The sequence below is a fragment of the Verrucomicrobiales bacterium genome, from assembly GCA_016793885.1.
Lineage (GTDB): Bacteria > Verrucomicrobiota > Verrucomicrobiia > Limisphaerales > UBA11320 > UBA11320.
In genome coordinates this window covers 1-14,828 of the sequence record JAEUHE010000024.1, presented here as the reverse complement: position 1 = coordinate 14,828, position 14,828 = coordinate 1, and the positions used below count along the sequence as shown (strand labels likewise).

General features: G+C 60.5%; 9 protein-coding genes and 1 other RNA gene. 5 read left to right on the top strand and 5 right to left on the bottom strand.

What is annotated here, in order from left to right:
• Positions 1–110 precede the first annotated feature (110 nt).
• Entirely contained in the window at positions 111–1,589 is a 1,479-nt protein-coding gene (locus JNN07_03120) for a DUF1501 domain-containing protein (protein ID MBL9166705.1), read from the bottom strand.
• A 12-nt stretch (positions 1,590–1,601) separates the two neighbouring features.
• Entirely contained in the window at positions 1,602–3,869 is a 2,268-nt protein-coding gene (locus tag JNN07_03115) for a PSD1 domain-containing protein (GenBank protein MBL9166704.1), read from the bottom strand.
• Positions 3,870–4,286: 417 nt separating this feature from the next.
• Here JNN07_03115 and JNN07_03110 point away from each other — a divergent pair, with 417 nt between their 5' ends.
• Positions 4,287–5,540 carry a molybdopterin molybdotransferase MoeA gene (locus JNN07_03110; protein MBL9166703.1) on the top strand — a complete coding sequence of 418 codons (1,254 nt, stop codon included), beginning with the start codon at positions 4,287–4,289 and terminating at the stop codon, positions 5,538–5,540.
• Here JNN07_03110 and glnD read toward each other — a convergent pair.
• A complete protein-coding gene (gene glnD / locus JNN07_03105; protein ID MBL9166702.1) occupies positions 5,537–8,317 on the bottom strand; it encodes a [protein-PII] uridylyltransferase in 2,781 nt (926 codons plus the stop codon). The genes JNN07_03110 and glnD overlap by 4 nt on opposite strands.
• Before the next feature lie 219 nt (positions 8,318–8,536).
• On the opposite strand from glnD, the gene ychF reads away from it, so the two are divergent.
• On the top strand, positions 8,537–9,640 hold the full coding sequence (gene ychF / locus JNN07_03100) for a redox-regulated ATPase YchF (GenBank protein MBL9166701.1): 1,104 nt from the start codon (positions 8,537–8,539) through the stop codon (positions 9,638–9,640).
• Positions 9,641–9,806: 166 nt separating this feature from the next.
• Here ychF and JNN07_03095 read toward each other — a convergent pair whose 3' ends face one another.
• Both JNN07_03095 and rnpB read right to left on the bottom strand, forming a co-directional pair.
• Positions 9,807–11,270 (bottom strand): trypsin-like peptidase domain-containing protein, encoded by a 1,464-nt coding sequence (locus JNN07_03095; protein MBL9166700.1) that lies wholly within the window; start codon positions 11,268–11,270, stop codon positions 9,807–9,809.
• Positions 11,271–11,402: 132 nt separating this feature from the next.
• An RNA gene (gene rnpB, locus JNN07_03090) (RNase P RNA component class A) lies at positions 11,403–11,813 on the bottom strand.
• Positions 11,814–11,912: 99 nt separating this feature from the next.
• Here rnpB and JNN07_03085 point away from each other — a divergent pair.
• From JNN07_03085 to JNN07_03075, 3 genes are all read left to right on the top strand, one after another.
• Positions 11,913–12,545 carry a hypothetical protein gene (locus JNN07_03085; GenBank protein MBL9166699.1) on the top strand — a complete coding sequence of 211 codons (633 nt, stop codon included), beginning with the start codon at positions 11,913–11,915 and terminating at the stop codon, positions 12,543–12,545.
• Between the two features lie 39 nt (positions 12,546–12,584).
• The gene (locus tag JNN07_03080) at positions 12,585–13,400 is read left to right on the top strand and encodes an inositol monophosphatase (GenBank protein ID MBL9166698.1); all 816 of its coding nucleotides are present in this window, start codon (positions 12,585–12,587) and stop codon (positions 13,398–13,400) included.
• Positions 13,401–13,461: 61 nt separating this feature from the next.
• Positions 13,462–14,334 carry a peptidylprolyl isomerase gene (locus JNN07_03075; protein ID MBL9166697.1) on the top strand — a complete coding sequence of 291 codons (873 nt, stop codon included), beginning with the start codon at positions 13,462–13,464 and terminating at the stop codon, positions 14,332–14,334.
• Positions 14,335–14,828: the final 494 nt, after the last annotated feature.

Below are 14,828 nucleotides of genomic sequence, written 5' to 3'. Positions count from 1 at the left end.
TGGCGATAGTTTCGTTGTCCCGATGGGCCGAGACGGCCCACTGAGTGACGAGTGACCAGTGACGAGTGAGAAGTTGCCGACACCTGGCACCCGACACCTAGCGGGTCAGCCTACGCAATAATGCTCTGGATCACTTGACCATAGACATCGGTGAGGCGCTCTTTGCGGCCTTGATGGAAATAGGTCAGCAACTCGTGATCAAACCCGAGCAGCCGCAGAATGGTGGCGTGGATGTCGTGGAGATGCACTTTGTCCGCGACGGCTTCAAACCCCAGCTCATCGGTTTCACCAAACGCCATCCCTCCCCGCACTCCTCCGCCCGCCATCCACATCGAATAGCCGTACGGATTGTGGTTTCGGCCGGGTTCGCCTTTCCCTTCGCTGAAAGGCATTCTTCCGAATTCCCCGCCCCAGATCACCAGCGTGCTGTCCAGCAAGCCGCGTGATTCCAAATCGCTCAACAAGGCCCCAATCGGACGATCGATCTCGGCAGCATGCTGCCCATGATTGGTCTCGATGCTTTTGTGCGCGTCCCAGGTCTCCTCCAAGTGGCCACCGCCGGAGTACAACTGGACAAACCGAACCCCACGCTCCACGAGACGCCGTGCCACCAGGCAATTGCGACCGAACTCGTCGGTCGGATTCTGGCCGACCCCGTAGGCGTTCAGCGTCGCGGCGCTTTCCTGCGTCAGATCCACCGCCTCGGGGGTGGCGGATTGCATCCGGTAGGCCAACTCGTAGCTGGTGATGCGCGCCGCCAATTCGGAGCCGCCCGGCCTGGTTTCGAGATGCTGCTGGTTCAACTGCTGCAGCAAATCCAACTGCTCGCGTTGAGCTCGGCGATCGATTTCGGCAGGACCACGGAGATCGAGAATGGGATCGCCCACCGGACGGAAGAGCGTGCCTTGGTAGGCCCCCGACATGAACCCGCTGGCCCAGTTCGGCTGCCCGCTGATCGGCCCCCCTCGATTGTCGAGGATCACGACGTAGCCGGGCAGATTCTGGTTTTCGCTACCCAACCCATACACGGCCCAGCTGCCCAAGGACGGACGGCCGATGAACGTCTTGCCGGTGTTCATCGCCACCAGTGCGGATCCATGGGCATGACTGTCCGTGTGGCAGGAGCGAATCACCGCCAGCTTGTCGGCGTGCTTGCGGATGCTGGGAAAGAAGTCGGAGATCAACAGCCCGCTCTGACCTCCCGGACGAAACGGACGGAAGGAGGGAGTCAGAAACCCGATCTTGCGTCCTCCGGAGTTGATGAACTTCTTGCCGTCGGGAAGCGGTTTACCCGCGAACTTTTCCAGAACCGGCTTGTAGTCGAAGGTATCCACTTGGGAGGGCCCTCCGTTCATGGTCAGAAAAATAACGCTCTTCGCCTTGGCGTGGAAATGGGGCTTTTTTTGGGCTAAAGGAGTCGCGGCGGCAGCATCGAGCGTCGCCGCTCCCAGACGGCGGGTGAAGAAGCCATCGCCACCGAGCAGCGTCGATAGCGCCAGCCCGGCGCAGCCGAGTCCCATGTCCCAAACAAATTCGCGTCGGCTCGTGCCGCAAGGGAAGAAAGAACCGGGTTTGCGTGGTGCGGTCATAGCGAGGCGGGGTTAATCCACGTAGATGAATTCATTGGAGTTGAGCAGCACGTGGCACAGCGAGCTTAAAGCGAGGAGGTCGGGATCGGCCGCAGGCGCTTGCTTGGGGGCCGGAGTCTGCGACAAAAAGTGATCGCGTTGACGCTGGAGATGGGCGATGGCCGCCGCAGTTTCCGCGGCAGCGGGGACACGACCCAAGGCGAGCTGCCAGGCCTTCGTGATGCGGGATCGAGCATCCTGGCTCGCCGATGCCGACATCACCCGCCGCGCCAAAGCCCGGCTCTGCTCGTGAACCGTGGCGTTGTTGAGCAAGGCCAACGCCTGCGGCGCAACCACGGTGACATCGCGCTGTCCGCAGGGGAGCGTGGTGTCGGGAAAGTCGAACACGGTGGCCATGGGCGAAAGCAAACTGCGCTTGCTGAACATGTAGATGCTGCGCCGTCCTTGCTCCTCGGCGGGTGAAGCTTTCCAGGCCTGACCTTTCATGGACAGGCCTTCGAGGGCGTCAGGGCTGATGACGGGAGCAAAACTCGGCCCACCCATCTTGCGCAGATCCAGCGTTCCGCTGACCGAAAGCAAACCATCACGGAGGGCATCGGCATCCAATCGACGTCGCTCGGCGCGCCACCAGAGATGATTGGCGAAGTCTTCCTGAGCATAGCGTTCCTGCGCCGGATGGATGGAGCTTTGTCGGTACGTCTCGGAAAGCACGAGGAGCTTATGAAGTCGCTTGGCACGCCATCCTCCGGCCACCAGCTCATCAGCCAGCCAATCCAAGAGTTCCGCGTGCGTCGGCTTCTCACCGGTGAAGCCAAAATTGTCGGGAGAGCGGACGAGTGCTTGGCCGAAGTGGAATTGCCAGAGACGGTTCACCCACACTCGGGCGGTGAGAGGATTCTTAGGATCGGCGATCCACTCGGCGAGCTGGCGTCGGCGTTGACTCGTTTTGCTGCCCGCGGGTGCGGGGGTGATCTCGCGACTCAGCTGAGGCAAAAAGGACAGCGTGGCGGGGGCGACCGGTTTGCTGGGTCGTTTGGGATCACCCTTCACTAGGAGCGGCAACGGCGGGGGTGTCGGGGACGCATCGGTCCAACCAAACACCTCGGAGCCGAGCGCCTTGGCATCCGGTCCACCCAAGGAGCCTTGGCCAGGCTGGATATAACCCGCCCAGAAAGCGCCTGCCATGCGGTAGTAATCCAACTGGGAAATAGGATCGAACTTATGATCATGGCAGCGGGCACACTTCACGGTCAGCCCCAGGAACGCGGTGCTGGTCACGTGAACCATGTCTTCCAGTCGCTCGTACTTATACTCCTCCGCATCGTTGGGTTCATCGTTCCAAGTGCCGAGGCGCAGAAACCCGGTTGCCACGAGTGATTCTTCGTTGTGACCCGGCATCTCGTCGCCCGCCAACTGAGCCATGATGAACTGGTTGTAGGGCAGATCTTCGTTGAAGGCGCGGATCACCCAGTCGCGATAACGCCAGACATTGGGTTTCACTTGATCACGCTCGTAGCCACAGGTTTCGGCGTAGCGGGCGATATCCAACCAGTAACGACCCCATCGTTCACCAAATCTCGGTGAGGCCAGCAGGCGATCGACCATGGCCTCGTAGGCCGCTGGGGATGGGTCGGCAACGAAGGCGGTGATTTGTTCGGAGGTGGGGGGGAGACCCGTTAGGTCGATATAGAGGCGTCGCACCAAAGTGCGCGGGTCGGCCGGAGGTGCCGGGCTCCACCCTTTGGCGCTGAGTTTCTGACGGACGAAGGCATCGATGGGGTTATCGGTCTTGGCGCTGAGAGGCAGCGCCGGCCGTCGAACGGGCTGAAGCGACCACAGATCGCGTCCGCCACGGAGATCGGTAGAAACCTCGAACGGATCCAGCACGCGTCCTGAAGGCCACGGAGCGCCAGAGGTAATCCACGATTGCAAGAGGACAATCTCGGCGGCGGGCAGCTTCCTGGACTTGCCCTGTTTCTGAGGAGGCATGATGCCCTCGCTGACGCGGCTGAAGAGTTCTCCCTTTTCGGGATGAGAGGAATTCGTCACCGGGCCTGATTCACCCCCTTTGAGAAAACCTTCGTGGGTGATGAGGCTGAGTTTGCCCGAAGGTTCGGCGCCGCTATGACATTCCAAGCAATGCTTCGACAAGATGGGTGCAATGTCCCTGTTAAAGTCGGGGACATTGGCAGCCTTTAGCAGCGAGGCGGGGAGCAGGCAGAGAAGCGGGGCGACTGCTAAAAAGCGTCGCACCGGGAAGGGGAGGACGCGCACAGCCATGCGGGTTGGCGAGTCCACGGAGGACAGTCTCGGCGCAGAAGCTGGGTGCATGACATCGAACTATGCCCCTGGGCCGGGAAGGGTCAAACGGAAAGTGAGGTGGGGGCCTGCGGGGGTGATTTAAAGTGCATGAAATCCTGGCTGAGATCGGGGTGACGAGGTAGGGAGAAACTCCGTCGAGCCCATGAATGCCCAAGGTTTGAAAGCGCTTAAGAAGCGGAGGGGAAAAGCGCTGGGGGATAAACTAGGTTGAGAGGCCCTCATCGGGAGTAAACTTCCGCAGGTAACGGAGCCTGGGGCCGTTATGGGCTCGACAGAGTCTCTCCCTACCTTGGTGACGATTTCCTTTCAAGCCTGGCTCACTTCCAATCACACCGATGGGCCGACACAGCCCACGCTACAATTGTCCTGTCATCCATGCTGGACAATTTCCAGTGGCTCGTGATGACTCTCGACATGCTTTCGTTGGAAGAAGCCCTGTCCCAACTCCTCAGCTCGGTGACGAGTACTGAGGTTGTGTCCTGTCCCCTCCTGAAGGCCGACGGGCGGTTTGCTGCGGAGCCACTGTCGGCGGGTATCGACCTGCCTGGATTCGACAATTCAGCGATGGATGGTTATGCGGTGCGGGCCGCCGATGTCGCCTCCGCTTCGGACGCAAGCCCTGTTCGGCTGCACTTGATCGACCGCGTCGCGGCGGGAGCCGCAGCGGAGAAGCCGTTGGCTGCAGGACAATGCATTCGGCTATTCACGGGTTCGATCCTGCCATCGGGCGCGGACGCGGTGGTCATGCAAGAGGACGTCACGGTGCTCTCCGCCGAGCCGGGAATCATCGCCGTGCGCGACCCGGTGAAGCCCTGGGAAAATATTCGATTTCGCGGAGAGGACGTGAAACGGGGCAGCGTGGTGTTATCTCCCGGCGAACAGCTAAAGCCCCAAAGCCTGGGCCTGCTGGCAGCCATGGGGAACGCGACAGTGTCCATCCACCGCCCGCCGAAAGTCGCGGTGCTAGCCAGCGGGAACGAACTTTGTGAGCCGGGAGCCCCGCTGCCACTTGGGGGTATCTACGAGAGCAACCGGCTGTGTCTGGCCGCGGCGGCGCAACAATGCGGTGCCGAGGTGGAGCTGTTCCCACTGGTGCCGGATTCGCTGGAGTCCACCGTAACGGCACTCCGCGAGGCGTTCTCGCGAGCGGAGGTGGTGATCACGACCGGCGGAGTCTCGGTGGGAGAACTTGATTTTCTGAAGCCAGCATTCGCGGCGTTGGGTGGGACCACCGAGTTCTGGCGAGTCGCCATCAAGCCGGGCAAGCCATTCGTTCACGGCCACTGGAAAGGTCGCCGCTGGTTTGGGCTGCCCGGCAATCCCGTTTCGGCCTGGGTGACATTTTTGTTGCTGGTCCGTCCCGTTCTGCTGGCTATGCAAGGAGCCGCGCGCACCCATCTGCCCGTTGCCTGGGGCAAACTGCGCGAGCCCCTGAGAAATCCAGGAGACCGGCGTCACTTCATCCGGGTGATACTCGACGACTCGGGCGAGGTGCGGAGCGCAGGACGCCAGGGATCCCATTGTCAGGGATCGCTGGCGCAGGCCAACGGACTGGTGGATGTCGCTCCGAATGGCAGCCTGACGATCGGCACACCAGTCAAGGTGCTCTGCTTTCCGGTGCTCCACTAGGGAGCCAGCTGCCCGATCGCCTCACGGAGCCGGGCTTCGATGTATTGTTGCCGATGGAGGGAAAGCACCCGCTCGCCGTCCTCATCGGTCACATAGAAACTATCGAGTGCCGCGCCGTGCTCCGTAACGATCTTGGCCAGATGAATGTCCAGATGCAGGATGACAAAAACCTCAGCGATGGCGTAGAGCAGACCGAGGTGATCTTCGGTTTCGATGTCGATGATGGTGTTGTCCTCGGAGGTCTCGTTGTCGAACCGCAGCTGCATGGGCAAGGATTGTCCCTCGAGCCAGGTGCGATCCTGCTTTTTGCCGGACGAGGGACGGAGCATCAACCCACGGAAATCGACCTTCTCCCCGCTGAGCGAGCGTAACAGGAGCTCCTCGAAGCGGACCCGCTCCTCCTTGGTAACCACGGTGCCGGTGCGTCCGCTGGTGACTTCGAAGGAGTCCAGCGCCATCCCGTCGCTCCGACTAAAAATCTGAGCGCTGAGAATGTTGATGCCGGAGGCGGCGAAGGAGCCTGCAATGCGGCTGAAAAGGCCAGGGCGGTCCCAGGTGCAGATGCGGAGACGGGTCAAGCCACGGTCCGGCTCGTTGTGCCAGTCCAGGACAGGCTCAAGCGCAAGGTCCTGCTCCTCGAGCTGCTTGTGCATGAACCGGTGGCTGAGGGCCACGTCGGTGGCGATTTGGCGCGGCTGATGAATTCGGAAATAGCGAGCGGGCAGCGCGGCAAAATGGGCGCTGATCTCCTCCTCGGCAAAGGTACGCGGGAGCAGATTCGACACTGCCTCCTTGAGCAGCTCGCGCTGACGTGCCTCAGCCATCAGAAACTCGGTCTTGCCGGAAAGCATCGTCACGGTCTTGTTGTGAAGGTTCCACAGCAGAGAGTCTTTGAACCCATTCCAAAGCCGGTCGCTGGTGGCCAAGGAATCGACATAAGTGTGGAGGGTGAGCAGCGAGAGATTGTCGATCGTTTGGATCACGGTGGCAAAATGGCGAATCACCGAGGCGTCCTCCAAATCGCGCCGTTGAGAGACGACCGCCATGGTCAGGTGCTGCTCGATGATCAGGCGCAGGGTGTGGGTCGTCGATCCATCCAATTCAAGACGGCGCCCCACCCGCTCGGCCAACTTCCCACCGGCGTCGGAGTGACCTCCATCGTGATCCACCTTGCCGGCATCGTGAAGCAGAAGCGCCAAATACAGCACATACGGATGCTCGAGGCTGTGAAACAGCTCCGAGTAAGCCGCATCCTGGGGGTTCCCAGGCTTCCAGAGCGCATCCAGCTTCTCCAGGCAGACCAGGGTGTGCTCGTCGGTGGTGTATTGGTGGAAGAACTCGTGCTGCACCAGATTAGTCAACTTGCCAAACTCCGGAATGTACTTCCCCAGCAGCCCGGTCTCGTGCATGGCGCGGAGAATGGGCGCCACGCTGCCCCGATGGTTCAGGATCTCCAAAAAGCTCTCGCGCACGTGCGGATCCTTCAGGAACGACCGGTCGACCAGCCGAAGGTTGTTGCGGACCAGCTGCGAGAGGTCGGGATGCAGTTTGAGCCCACGCTGTTGAGCGTGCAGAAAGACGCGCATTAGGCGGCGGGGCTGATCGTTGAAAACCCGATTGCTGCTCGCGCGAATGCCATCCTCCTCGAACTTGAAGCCATCGACAATGTTTAGCTCCTCGGTTCGCTTCTTAAGCGGAAGAAAACTGCGCAGTGAAATGCTCCGGCGCGGCTTGGGTCGGATCGCCAGCCGATCCTCGACGTTGCGAGTGATCAGGTAGAGGTTGCGGGAATGGGTGTAGTAGTCGCCCATGAACTTCTCAATCCGGCGGCTGGGAGATCGATCGGAATAGCCCAGATGGGTGGCGATGGCAGGCTGCACCGAGCGCGTCAGAACGTCGACCGCCCGATTCGAATGATAATGGAGGTCCGTTCGGACCCGGAGCAGAAAGTCGTAGCCCGCATCGAGCTGGCGGCGCTCGAGGTCCGAGAGCATCCCACGCTGTTCCAGCTCTTGGAGCGAGCGGGTGCCGTATTTGAAGAAGGACATCCAGCGCAGGTTTTGGTAATCGCGCAGTCCGCCGCAACCGTTCTTGATGTGAGGCTCCTGCATGGTCGCGGAATTGCCGAAGCGAGTGCGCCGATTGGTCTGATCCTCGATCCGGGCGGCGATGTAGTCGTCCTCGTGACCGGCGACGCATTTGGCCAGCAGGGTGCGGTGGAACCGGCGAAAAAGCGCCTCATCTCCGCACACCAGCCGAGATTCGATCAGCGACGTCTTCGACTGCATGTTGGCGTTGGCCACATCGACACAATCGTTCACCTCCCGAACGGAATGGCCGACTTTCAAGCCCAGGTTGAACAGGGGCATCAACACCCCATCGAGAAACTTCGCCAGGTGTGGCAGTGGCTTGCTCCCAGCCACGACCTGACCGACGTGCAGCACCATGATGTCGATGTCGCTAAACGGGTTGAGTTCGGATCGGCCGTAGCCGCCGATCGCCACGAGGGCGATGGGGGGAAACTCCCGTTGAGCCTGAGGCGAGAGGGTGTTGCGGGTGGCCAACCAGAGATGACGAAGCACCTCGTCCAGCAAGCAGGCCCGCGCCTCGCAGATCTCGAGTCCCCCTCCCCCCGCACGATGTCGGATCTTCAAGCGCGCGGTCTCGACCTTGAGGAAATTCTTAAACCGGGCCTCCTCCTCGGACACCGGGGTTCCCGGGGGAAGGGTCAGTTTTTCCGCAGCTCGCGCTTGAATGATTTCCAATAAACTGGGCACTCGAGAAGCGTAGAGGATGGTGAGGAGCGCCGCAAGCGAAGGCGTCTTTGGGATTTTTGGGGGGTGATCTCTCCTTTTGATCGGGGCCCAGGCAGACGGAAGGGTCATCCAGCCTGCCTCGGAGGGCATCGGGCGATCGCTTCAGGCCGCCTACCCCCTCCAATTCGCCGCGTTTCCGACTTGTTTTGTGATGGGACGAGCCTAGCCTGGGCGGTTCTTATGCTGAAAGCTGGTATCGTCGGGCTTCCCAACGTGGGTAAGTCTACTCTATTCAACGCTGTCACCCGCACCCGGAAGGCGGAAGCAGCGAACTATCCCTTTTGCACCATCGATCCCAACGTGGGGATCGTAATCGTGCCCGACCCTCGGCTGCAGGTACTCGCGAACATCGCCAAAACCGCCGTGTTGGTGCCCGCGGCAGTCGAATTTGTAGACATTGCCGGCTTGGTCAAGGGAGCCGCCCAGGGAGAAGGCCTGGGCAATAAGTTTCTCAGCCATATCCGTGAAGTCGACGCCATCGTCCAGGTCGTCCGCTGCTTCGAAGACGCCGACATTCACCATGTGGCTGGCACGGTGGATCCGGTCCGCGACATCGAAACGATCACCACCGAGCTGGTCCTGGCCGACCTCGAAGCCGTCAAGAAGCGGATTGAGAAGGGCGCCAAGGACGCCAAGCGTGGAGACAAGGTAGCCATCGCGGATGAAGCCGTACTCAAGAAGCTCGAGCCTCACCTCGATGCTGGCAAACCGGCCATCACCCTGGAGCTGACCCCGGAGGAGCGGCTATTGGTCAAAGGGTTTTACCTCATGACCAGCAAGCCGACGATCTTCGCGGCGAACGTCAAGGAATCCGACCTGGCCACCGCGGACTCCAATCCTTATGTGATGAAGGTGCGTGAGTACGCCAAGGCCCATGTGGATTGTGAAACCGTGGTCATCAGCGCCCAGATCGAGAGCGATCTCATCGACCTGACCGACGAAGAGGCCAAGGCTTTCCTCAAGGAACTAGGCGTCGAAGAATCCGGCGTCGGCGCGCTGATTCGGGCCACCTACCATTTGTTGGGCCTGCGCACTTACTTTACGGCGGGAGAGAAAGAAGCGCGCGCTTGGACTATTCATGTGGGCGACACCGCGCCCAAGGCCGCCGGTGTCATTCATAGCGATTTCGAACGCGGGTTCATCAAGGCCGAAACCGTCGCCTACGACGATCTGGTGAAGTGTGGCTCGATCGCGGCTGCCCGCGAAAAGGGCCTGTATCGGATGGAAGGCAAGGAATACATCGTCAAGGACGGCGACGTGCTCCTGTTTAAGTTCAACGTCTAGCAGCCTGTCGGACCTATCCCCACCGGGCGTACGTCCGGCTGTGAGTCCCTTTGTGCTGATCTATCCCTTAGGAATCGTCGCGACAGGCTGCTAGATATTTTTCCTGCGGAAAAGAGCGGATCCGTGCCATCCGAGAAAACCGTGGTTTGCATCCTCCTTTTTAGGTTTACCGAATCTTGACCTCCACGCTGCCCGTCTGCACCTCGATGAACCGGCCGCGTCGAATGGGGATGAGCAGGTCGAGCTGCACGGGATCCCCAGCCTTACGGGCATGAAGGATCTTGGCGGCACGGCCCACTCGAGTCACTTTTTGACCGCTGAGCGAGGTCACGATCATGCTCCGCTGCAGGTTTGCCTGCGCCGCGGGTGATCGGGGATCCACCGCATTCACCAAGAGCCCGCCTTCAATATCCAATCCAATCCGGGCTGCCGAGGCAGCGCTCAGTTCCTCCACCTGAAGTCCCAGCTTCTTCCGCACCAGCTCGGCGTTGAAGTAGGACTGCTCTTTGACGAGCAGCAGCTTCGCCCCGATGCGCTCGGAGCCACGCAGGAGTACGAGGGGGATCTCATGACGGTCCCCGATCCGCACCAACTCATCCACCACGCTGAACAGGCTTTTGGCCGCCTTGCCGTCCACCACCGAAATGACATCACCGGGCTTCACCCCCGCCAAGGCCGCGGGGCTGCCGGGCTCGACCTCCGAAACGCGGGTCGGCTTCTGCTGCGGGCGAAGACGGGCGCCAAACCAGAAGCCGCCTAAGGTCTCAGGCGTATACATCTCGGACAGGGTCGAGGAAATGCGCTTGATGGGAATGGCGAAGCCAATCCCCTGCCCTTGTCGGGAAACCGCCACGTTAATTCCAATCAGCTCGCCGTTTAAGTTGATCAAGGGTCCGCCGCTGTTGCCTGGATTGATCGCCGCATCGATCTGTAACCAGTCCGGAATGTCCAGCGCCTCGTCCCGGTTCGGCGGGCGACGCGCCTTCGAGCTGAGAATGCCTCGTGAAACCGACCCGCCCAGCCCGAAGGGGTTCCCCAGCGCGATGACCGTCTCTCCCAACAGCAGGTCATCGTCACCCGCGAACTTCACCGCGGAGAATTTTTCACCAGGCTTGCTGACGATCTTCAACAGCGCCACGTCGGTGAACGCCGTGCTGGTCATCGCCTTGGCCTCGTATTCACGGCCATCGGCAAGCTTGACCGTAATCCGGTGCGCACGGCTGACGACATGGTGGTTGGTCAGGATATGGCCCTCTTCGTCAATGATGACTCCGGAGCCCACGCTGTAGGCCGAGTCGGCCTCCCGCTCACGGTAATACGGATCGAAGAACTCCCGAAACAGGTCGTCCAGGGGAGAGCGCGAAGCGACCAAGGTCTCGGTGCCGATGTTGACCACGGATGGAATCACCCGCTCCACGGCGGACACTGTCGCGTCCCGTCGAACTCCCTGGTCGGAAGCCGACGCTGCCGGCGACGTGCCCGCGGCACCCGCACCGGTTAAGGCGGACGACACGAGCATCCACCCGAAGCAAAGAGTCCGCAGAACCGCCGCCCCAGGATGGGGGGCAATGGCCTGGTCACTTGAGGTGTTCGGCAGGTTGTCAGTCGGGGGATTTACAAGCGGGTTCATGGAATTCGAGGCGATGAACGGGGCTGTCGGGCTGGGGAGCCCAGCCCGGGCTGATTCGGCATCGGGTCTGATGGTGAGCCACTGCATTGGCAGCCCCAGTTTAGGGCTGCCGAGGAATTCGACAAGAATGAGGATTCTGGAAGGGTTGTAAGCCGAATTCTGTCTGCCTCCCGTGGCCGAAGCCCCGAGAAGGAGAGGATCATTTGTCTCAGCAGCCGATACCCGAGACCCGTCCAGCGGTTAGGCTGGACTTGAGGCGAGCCGCCTCGAGGTCCCCTATTTGGCCTTGCTCCCGATGGGGTTTTCCATGCCCTTGGGTTTAACCCAAGGCGGTGGGCTCTTACCCCGCCTTTTCACCCTTACCTCGATGCTGTTGCCAGCGCCGAGGCGGTATATTCTCTGTGGCACTGTCCGTGACCCGCTATTACCCCGGGTCCCCGCGTGTATCCCCGGCCTGTCGACCGGGGTTACGCGGCATCGCGCCCTATGGAGTTCGGACTTTCCTCCCCGAGCGAAGCTCGGAGCGATCCTCCACCCTTCCAGAATCAGGAATCAACATGGAGCAAGGGAGGGACCAAAGCCAGAGGTTTGTTTGGCGAGATATTGCTTTCAGGCCCGATCTCCGGTATTGAAGTGGCCTTTATGGATGGTCCGAAACTATCGACGGTCACGATCCTGTTGGGCTTGGCCTTTGCCGCGCTTCATCTGGGCGGGGTGTTGAACCCTAGCGCCTTCGGAAAAGCTGCCCGACGCTTCCCTCGAAACACGCCGTGGGGCTTTCCGCTGATCCTGGCGGCAACAGCCTGGTTTCTTTACTATGTCCGTCAGGAAAATGTGGCTGATTTTACCAGCTTCAAGCCGCTGCTTTATGGGGTATTCGCCTTGGTCGGGGTGGGAGCCTGCTTTTTCTTGCAGGACTTTTTGCCGGTCCGGGGCGTAGCGGTGCTCATGTTGCTGGGTGCCAAGCTGATCGTGGATTCGGCGCGCTGGGTCGACTCGGACTGGCGGCTGGTGCCCGTCACCTGGGCGTACGTCTGGGTGTTCATGGGCATGTGGCTGACCATCTCCCCCTGGAGACTCCGCGATCTCATAGATTGGGCCACCGCCACGGACTCCCGGACCCGGCTCCTGAGCAGCGTCAGGGTCGCGTTTGGGATCTTTGTGGCCGTGCTGGGATTCACTGTGTTCCGCGCCGCGGAGAAAAAGATGTACGCGCAGGCTGAGGCAATGCCATCGGCCGCCTACGCAGCTGGTTTCGACCACACCCGCGGCTAGACCTGGTCGCGCCTCCCCTCTCACCCCAACCAGTCCCCCATGACAAAGCTCTCCCATTCCGCCGCGCTCGCCGCCTCGGTCACAGCCGCCCGCAAAGCCGGAGCCCTGATGCGAAAGAATCAGCTGCTGATCAAAAAGATCGACTCAGCGACACAGATGGATATCAAGCTGGAGCTGGATGTCCGCTGCCAAAAGCTGATCGAAGCAAGCCTGCGTCGGTTCGCTCCGGAGGTGGCCATCCTGGGCGAGGAGGGCACTTCGGGTGAGGCCAATGCCGCGTACCGCTGGGTCATCGATCCCATTGACGGCACGGTGAACTTTACCTATGGGATCCCGCATGCCTGCGTTTCGATCGCCCTGGAGCGAAGAGTCCCGGCCCCGCGCGGACGTCGCAGTCCCGTCGTTGAACCGGGGTATGAAACGGTGACCGGCCTGGTATACGATCCTTTTTGCGATGAGCTGTTCACCGCGATCCGGGGTCAGACGGCCCGCCTGAACGGGCAGCCGATCCACGTCAGCAAGCGAGGCCGATTGAACGAGGCGATCATCTCGCTGGGGTTCTCCAAGGAGCCTGAGTCGATGAGTCGCATGATGCCCACGTTCACCAGCCTACTGCCGCAGATTCGCAAGGTGCGCATCATGGGCGCGGCCGCGCTCGCCATGGTCTATGTGGCGAGCGGGCGAATGGATGCCTACTTGGAGTACGGCTTGAGCTGGTGGGACGTGGCCGCCGGCGGACTGATTCTGGAATGTGCGGGCGGGGATTTCTGGCGGCGTCCCCTGGCCAAGGACCATACTTGTGAAATCCTGGCCAGCAATGGATTGCTTCGTAAAAAGCTGCTTCCGTATTACTGACCGAGCCGGGGACTTGAGAACTTGTGCCGGCGGTCGATGAGGTAGATGACGTATGCGTTGGATGGCGACTGTTTGGCTGGTGATGATCTCGGTGCTGGGAGCGGAGGCAGCCGGGACGATGGTGCAGTTTCGGACGATCAAAGGGGACATCATGGTTGAACTCCTCGACCAGGAGAAGCCCGTCACCGTGGCCAATTTCCTGCGCTATGTGCAAGACGTGTACCCGACGAACAATGTGTTTATTCATCGGGTGGTCCCTGACTTCATCATTCAGGGCGGGGGGTTTACCGTGGAAACCAGGGCCTCGAACGAGGATTTTTTTTCCTACGCGCCCATCGACAAGTACGGGCCGATTACGAACGAATTCAACGTGGGTAAAAAGGTAAGCAACACCTATGGGACCATCGCGATGGCTCGCCTAGGCGGGCAGACCAACTCGGCCACTTCCGACTGGTTCATCAACATCGCCGACAACAGCGCGGACCTGGACACGGCCGACGGCGGCTTCACGGTGTTTGGCCACGTGGTCAGCGGCACCAATGTGCTGCAGTTCTTCAACAGCCTGCGCAAGGAGATCCCCGAGTGCACCTTCCAAGGCATCGCCGACATGCGCTGCTATTACGGAAACACCACCGGCGGTCGCAGATTCATGGATCTTCCCGTCAACTACCTGGGCACGCGCTATCCCCGCTACTCCGACCTCTTCTTCGTGGACATCACTCTCTACAATGTGCGGGTGCAAATTCGTCCCGACCAGTCCCGAGAGATTCGTTGGAACAGTGTCCGATCGAAAACGAATGTGGTGGAATATACGGAATCCCTCCCTTCCAACTGGAAAACGCTGAAGTCGTTTGCAGCTGACGGATCGGAGCAAACCGTGATCGACTCCGATCCTCAAGGGTCCAGGCGCTTCTATCGCGTGCGCGTTCCGTAGACCGCGCCTTTGTGTCCCCGCACCTATCCTGGATCCGGGAGTTGTGAACCACGGATTTCGCGGATCTCACGGATTGACGTCAAAAGGAGAATGAATGTGAATGGCGATCTTCACCCGGGAAGTGTCGGAGGTGAACCTCATAAATGCTTTTCCATCCGAGTCATCCGAGAAATCCGTGGTAAAAACAGCTCATCCTACTCCGTCGGTGTGGGCTGTCGATCGACGTTCTCCTCGGTCCTTCTCTGATCCTTCCTGAAACTGGTCTTCTCTGCGGCCATCCCGTCTCTGTGATGTAAGATCGGTCGGCTTGGTCTCACGCTGGAAGAACGGGCGGGCGTGAAGGAAGAGCGGTGTCGTGCCCTGAGCATTACCCACAAGTTCGGAGGGCTTCCTCCCTATCCCAACGGGATTGCGCCTCAAAGCCCAGGGTTGGGAGGAACGAGCTACCCTGGAAAACGCCATAGAATCCACAACCCCATCGTGGGTTGCGAACC

Coding starts and splice junctions, on each gene's coding strand:
- JNN07_03120 (MBL9166705.1), bottom strand. CDS start 1,589: ATGACCGCACCACGCAAACCCGGTTCTTTCTTCCCTTGCGGCACGAGC.
- JNN07_03115 (MBL9166704.1), bottom strand. CDS start 3,869: ATGGCTGTGCGCGTCCTCCCCTTCCCGGTGCGACGCTTTTTAGCAGTC.
- JNN07_03110 (MBL9166703.1), top strand. CDS start 4,287: ATGCTGGACAATTTCCAGTGGCTCGTGATGACTCTCGACATGCTTTCG.
- ychF (MBL9166701.1), top strand. CDS start 8,537: ATGCTGAAAGCTGGTATCGTCGGGCTTCCCAACGTGGGTAAGTCTACT.
- JNN07_03095 (MBL9166700.1), bottom strand. CDS start 11,270: ATGAACCCGCTTGTAAATCCCCCGACTGACAACCTGCCGAACACCTCA.
- JNN07_03085 (MBL9166699.1), top strand. CDS start 11,913: ATGGATGGTCCGAAACTATCGACGGTCACGATCCTGTTGGGCTTGGCC.
- JNN07_03080 (MBL9166698.1), top strand. CDS start 12,585: ATGACAAAGCTCTCCCATTCCGCCGCGCTCGCCGCCTCGGTCACAGCC.
- JNN07_03075 (MBL9166697.1), top strand. CDS start 13,462: ATGGCGACTGTTTGGCTGGTGATGATCTCGGTGCTGGGAGCGGAGGCA.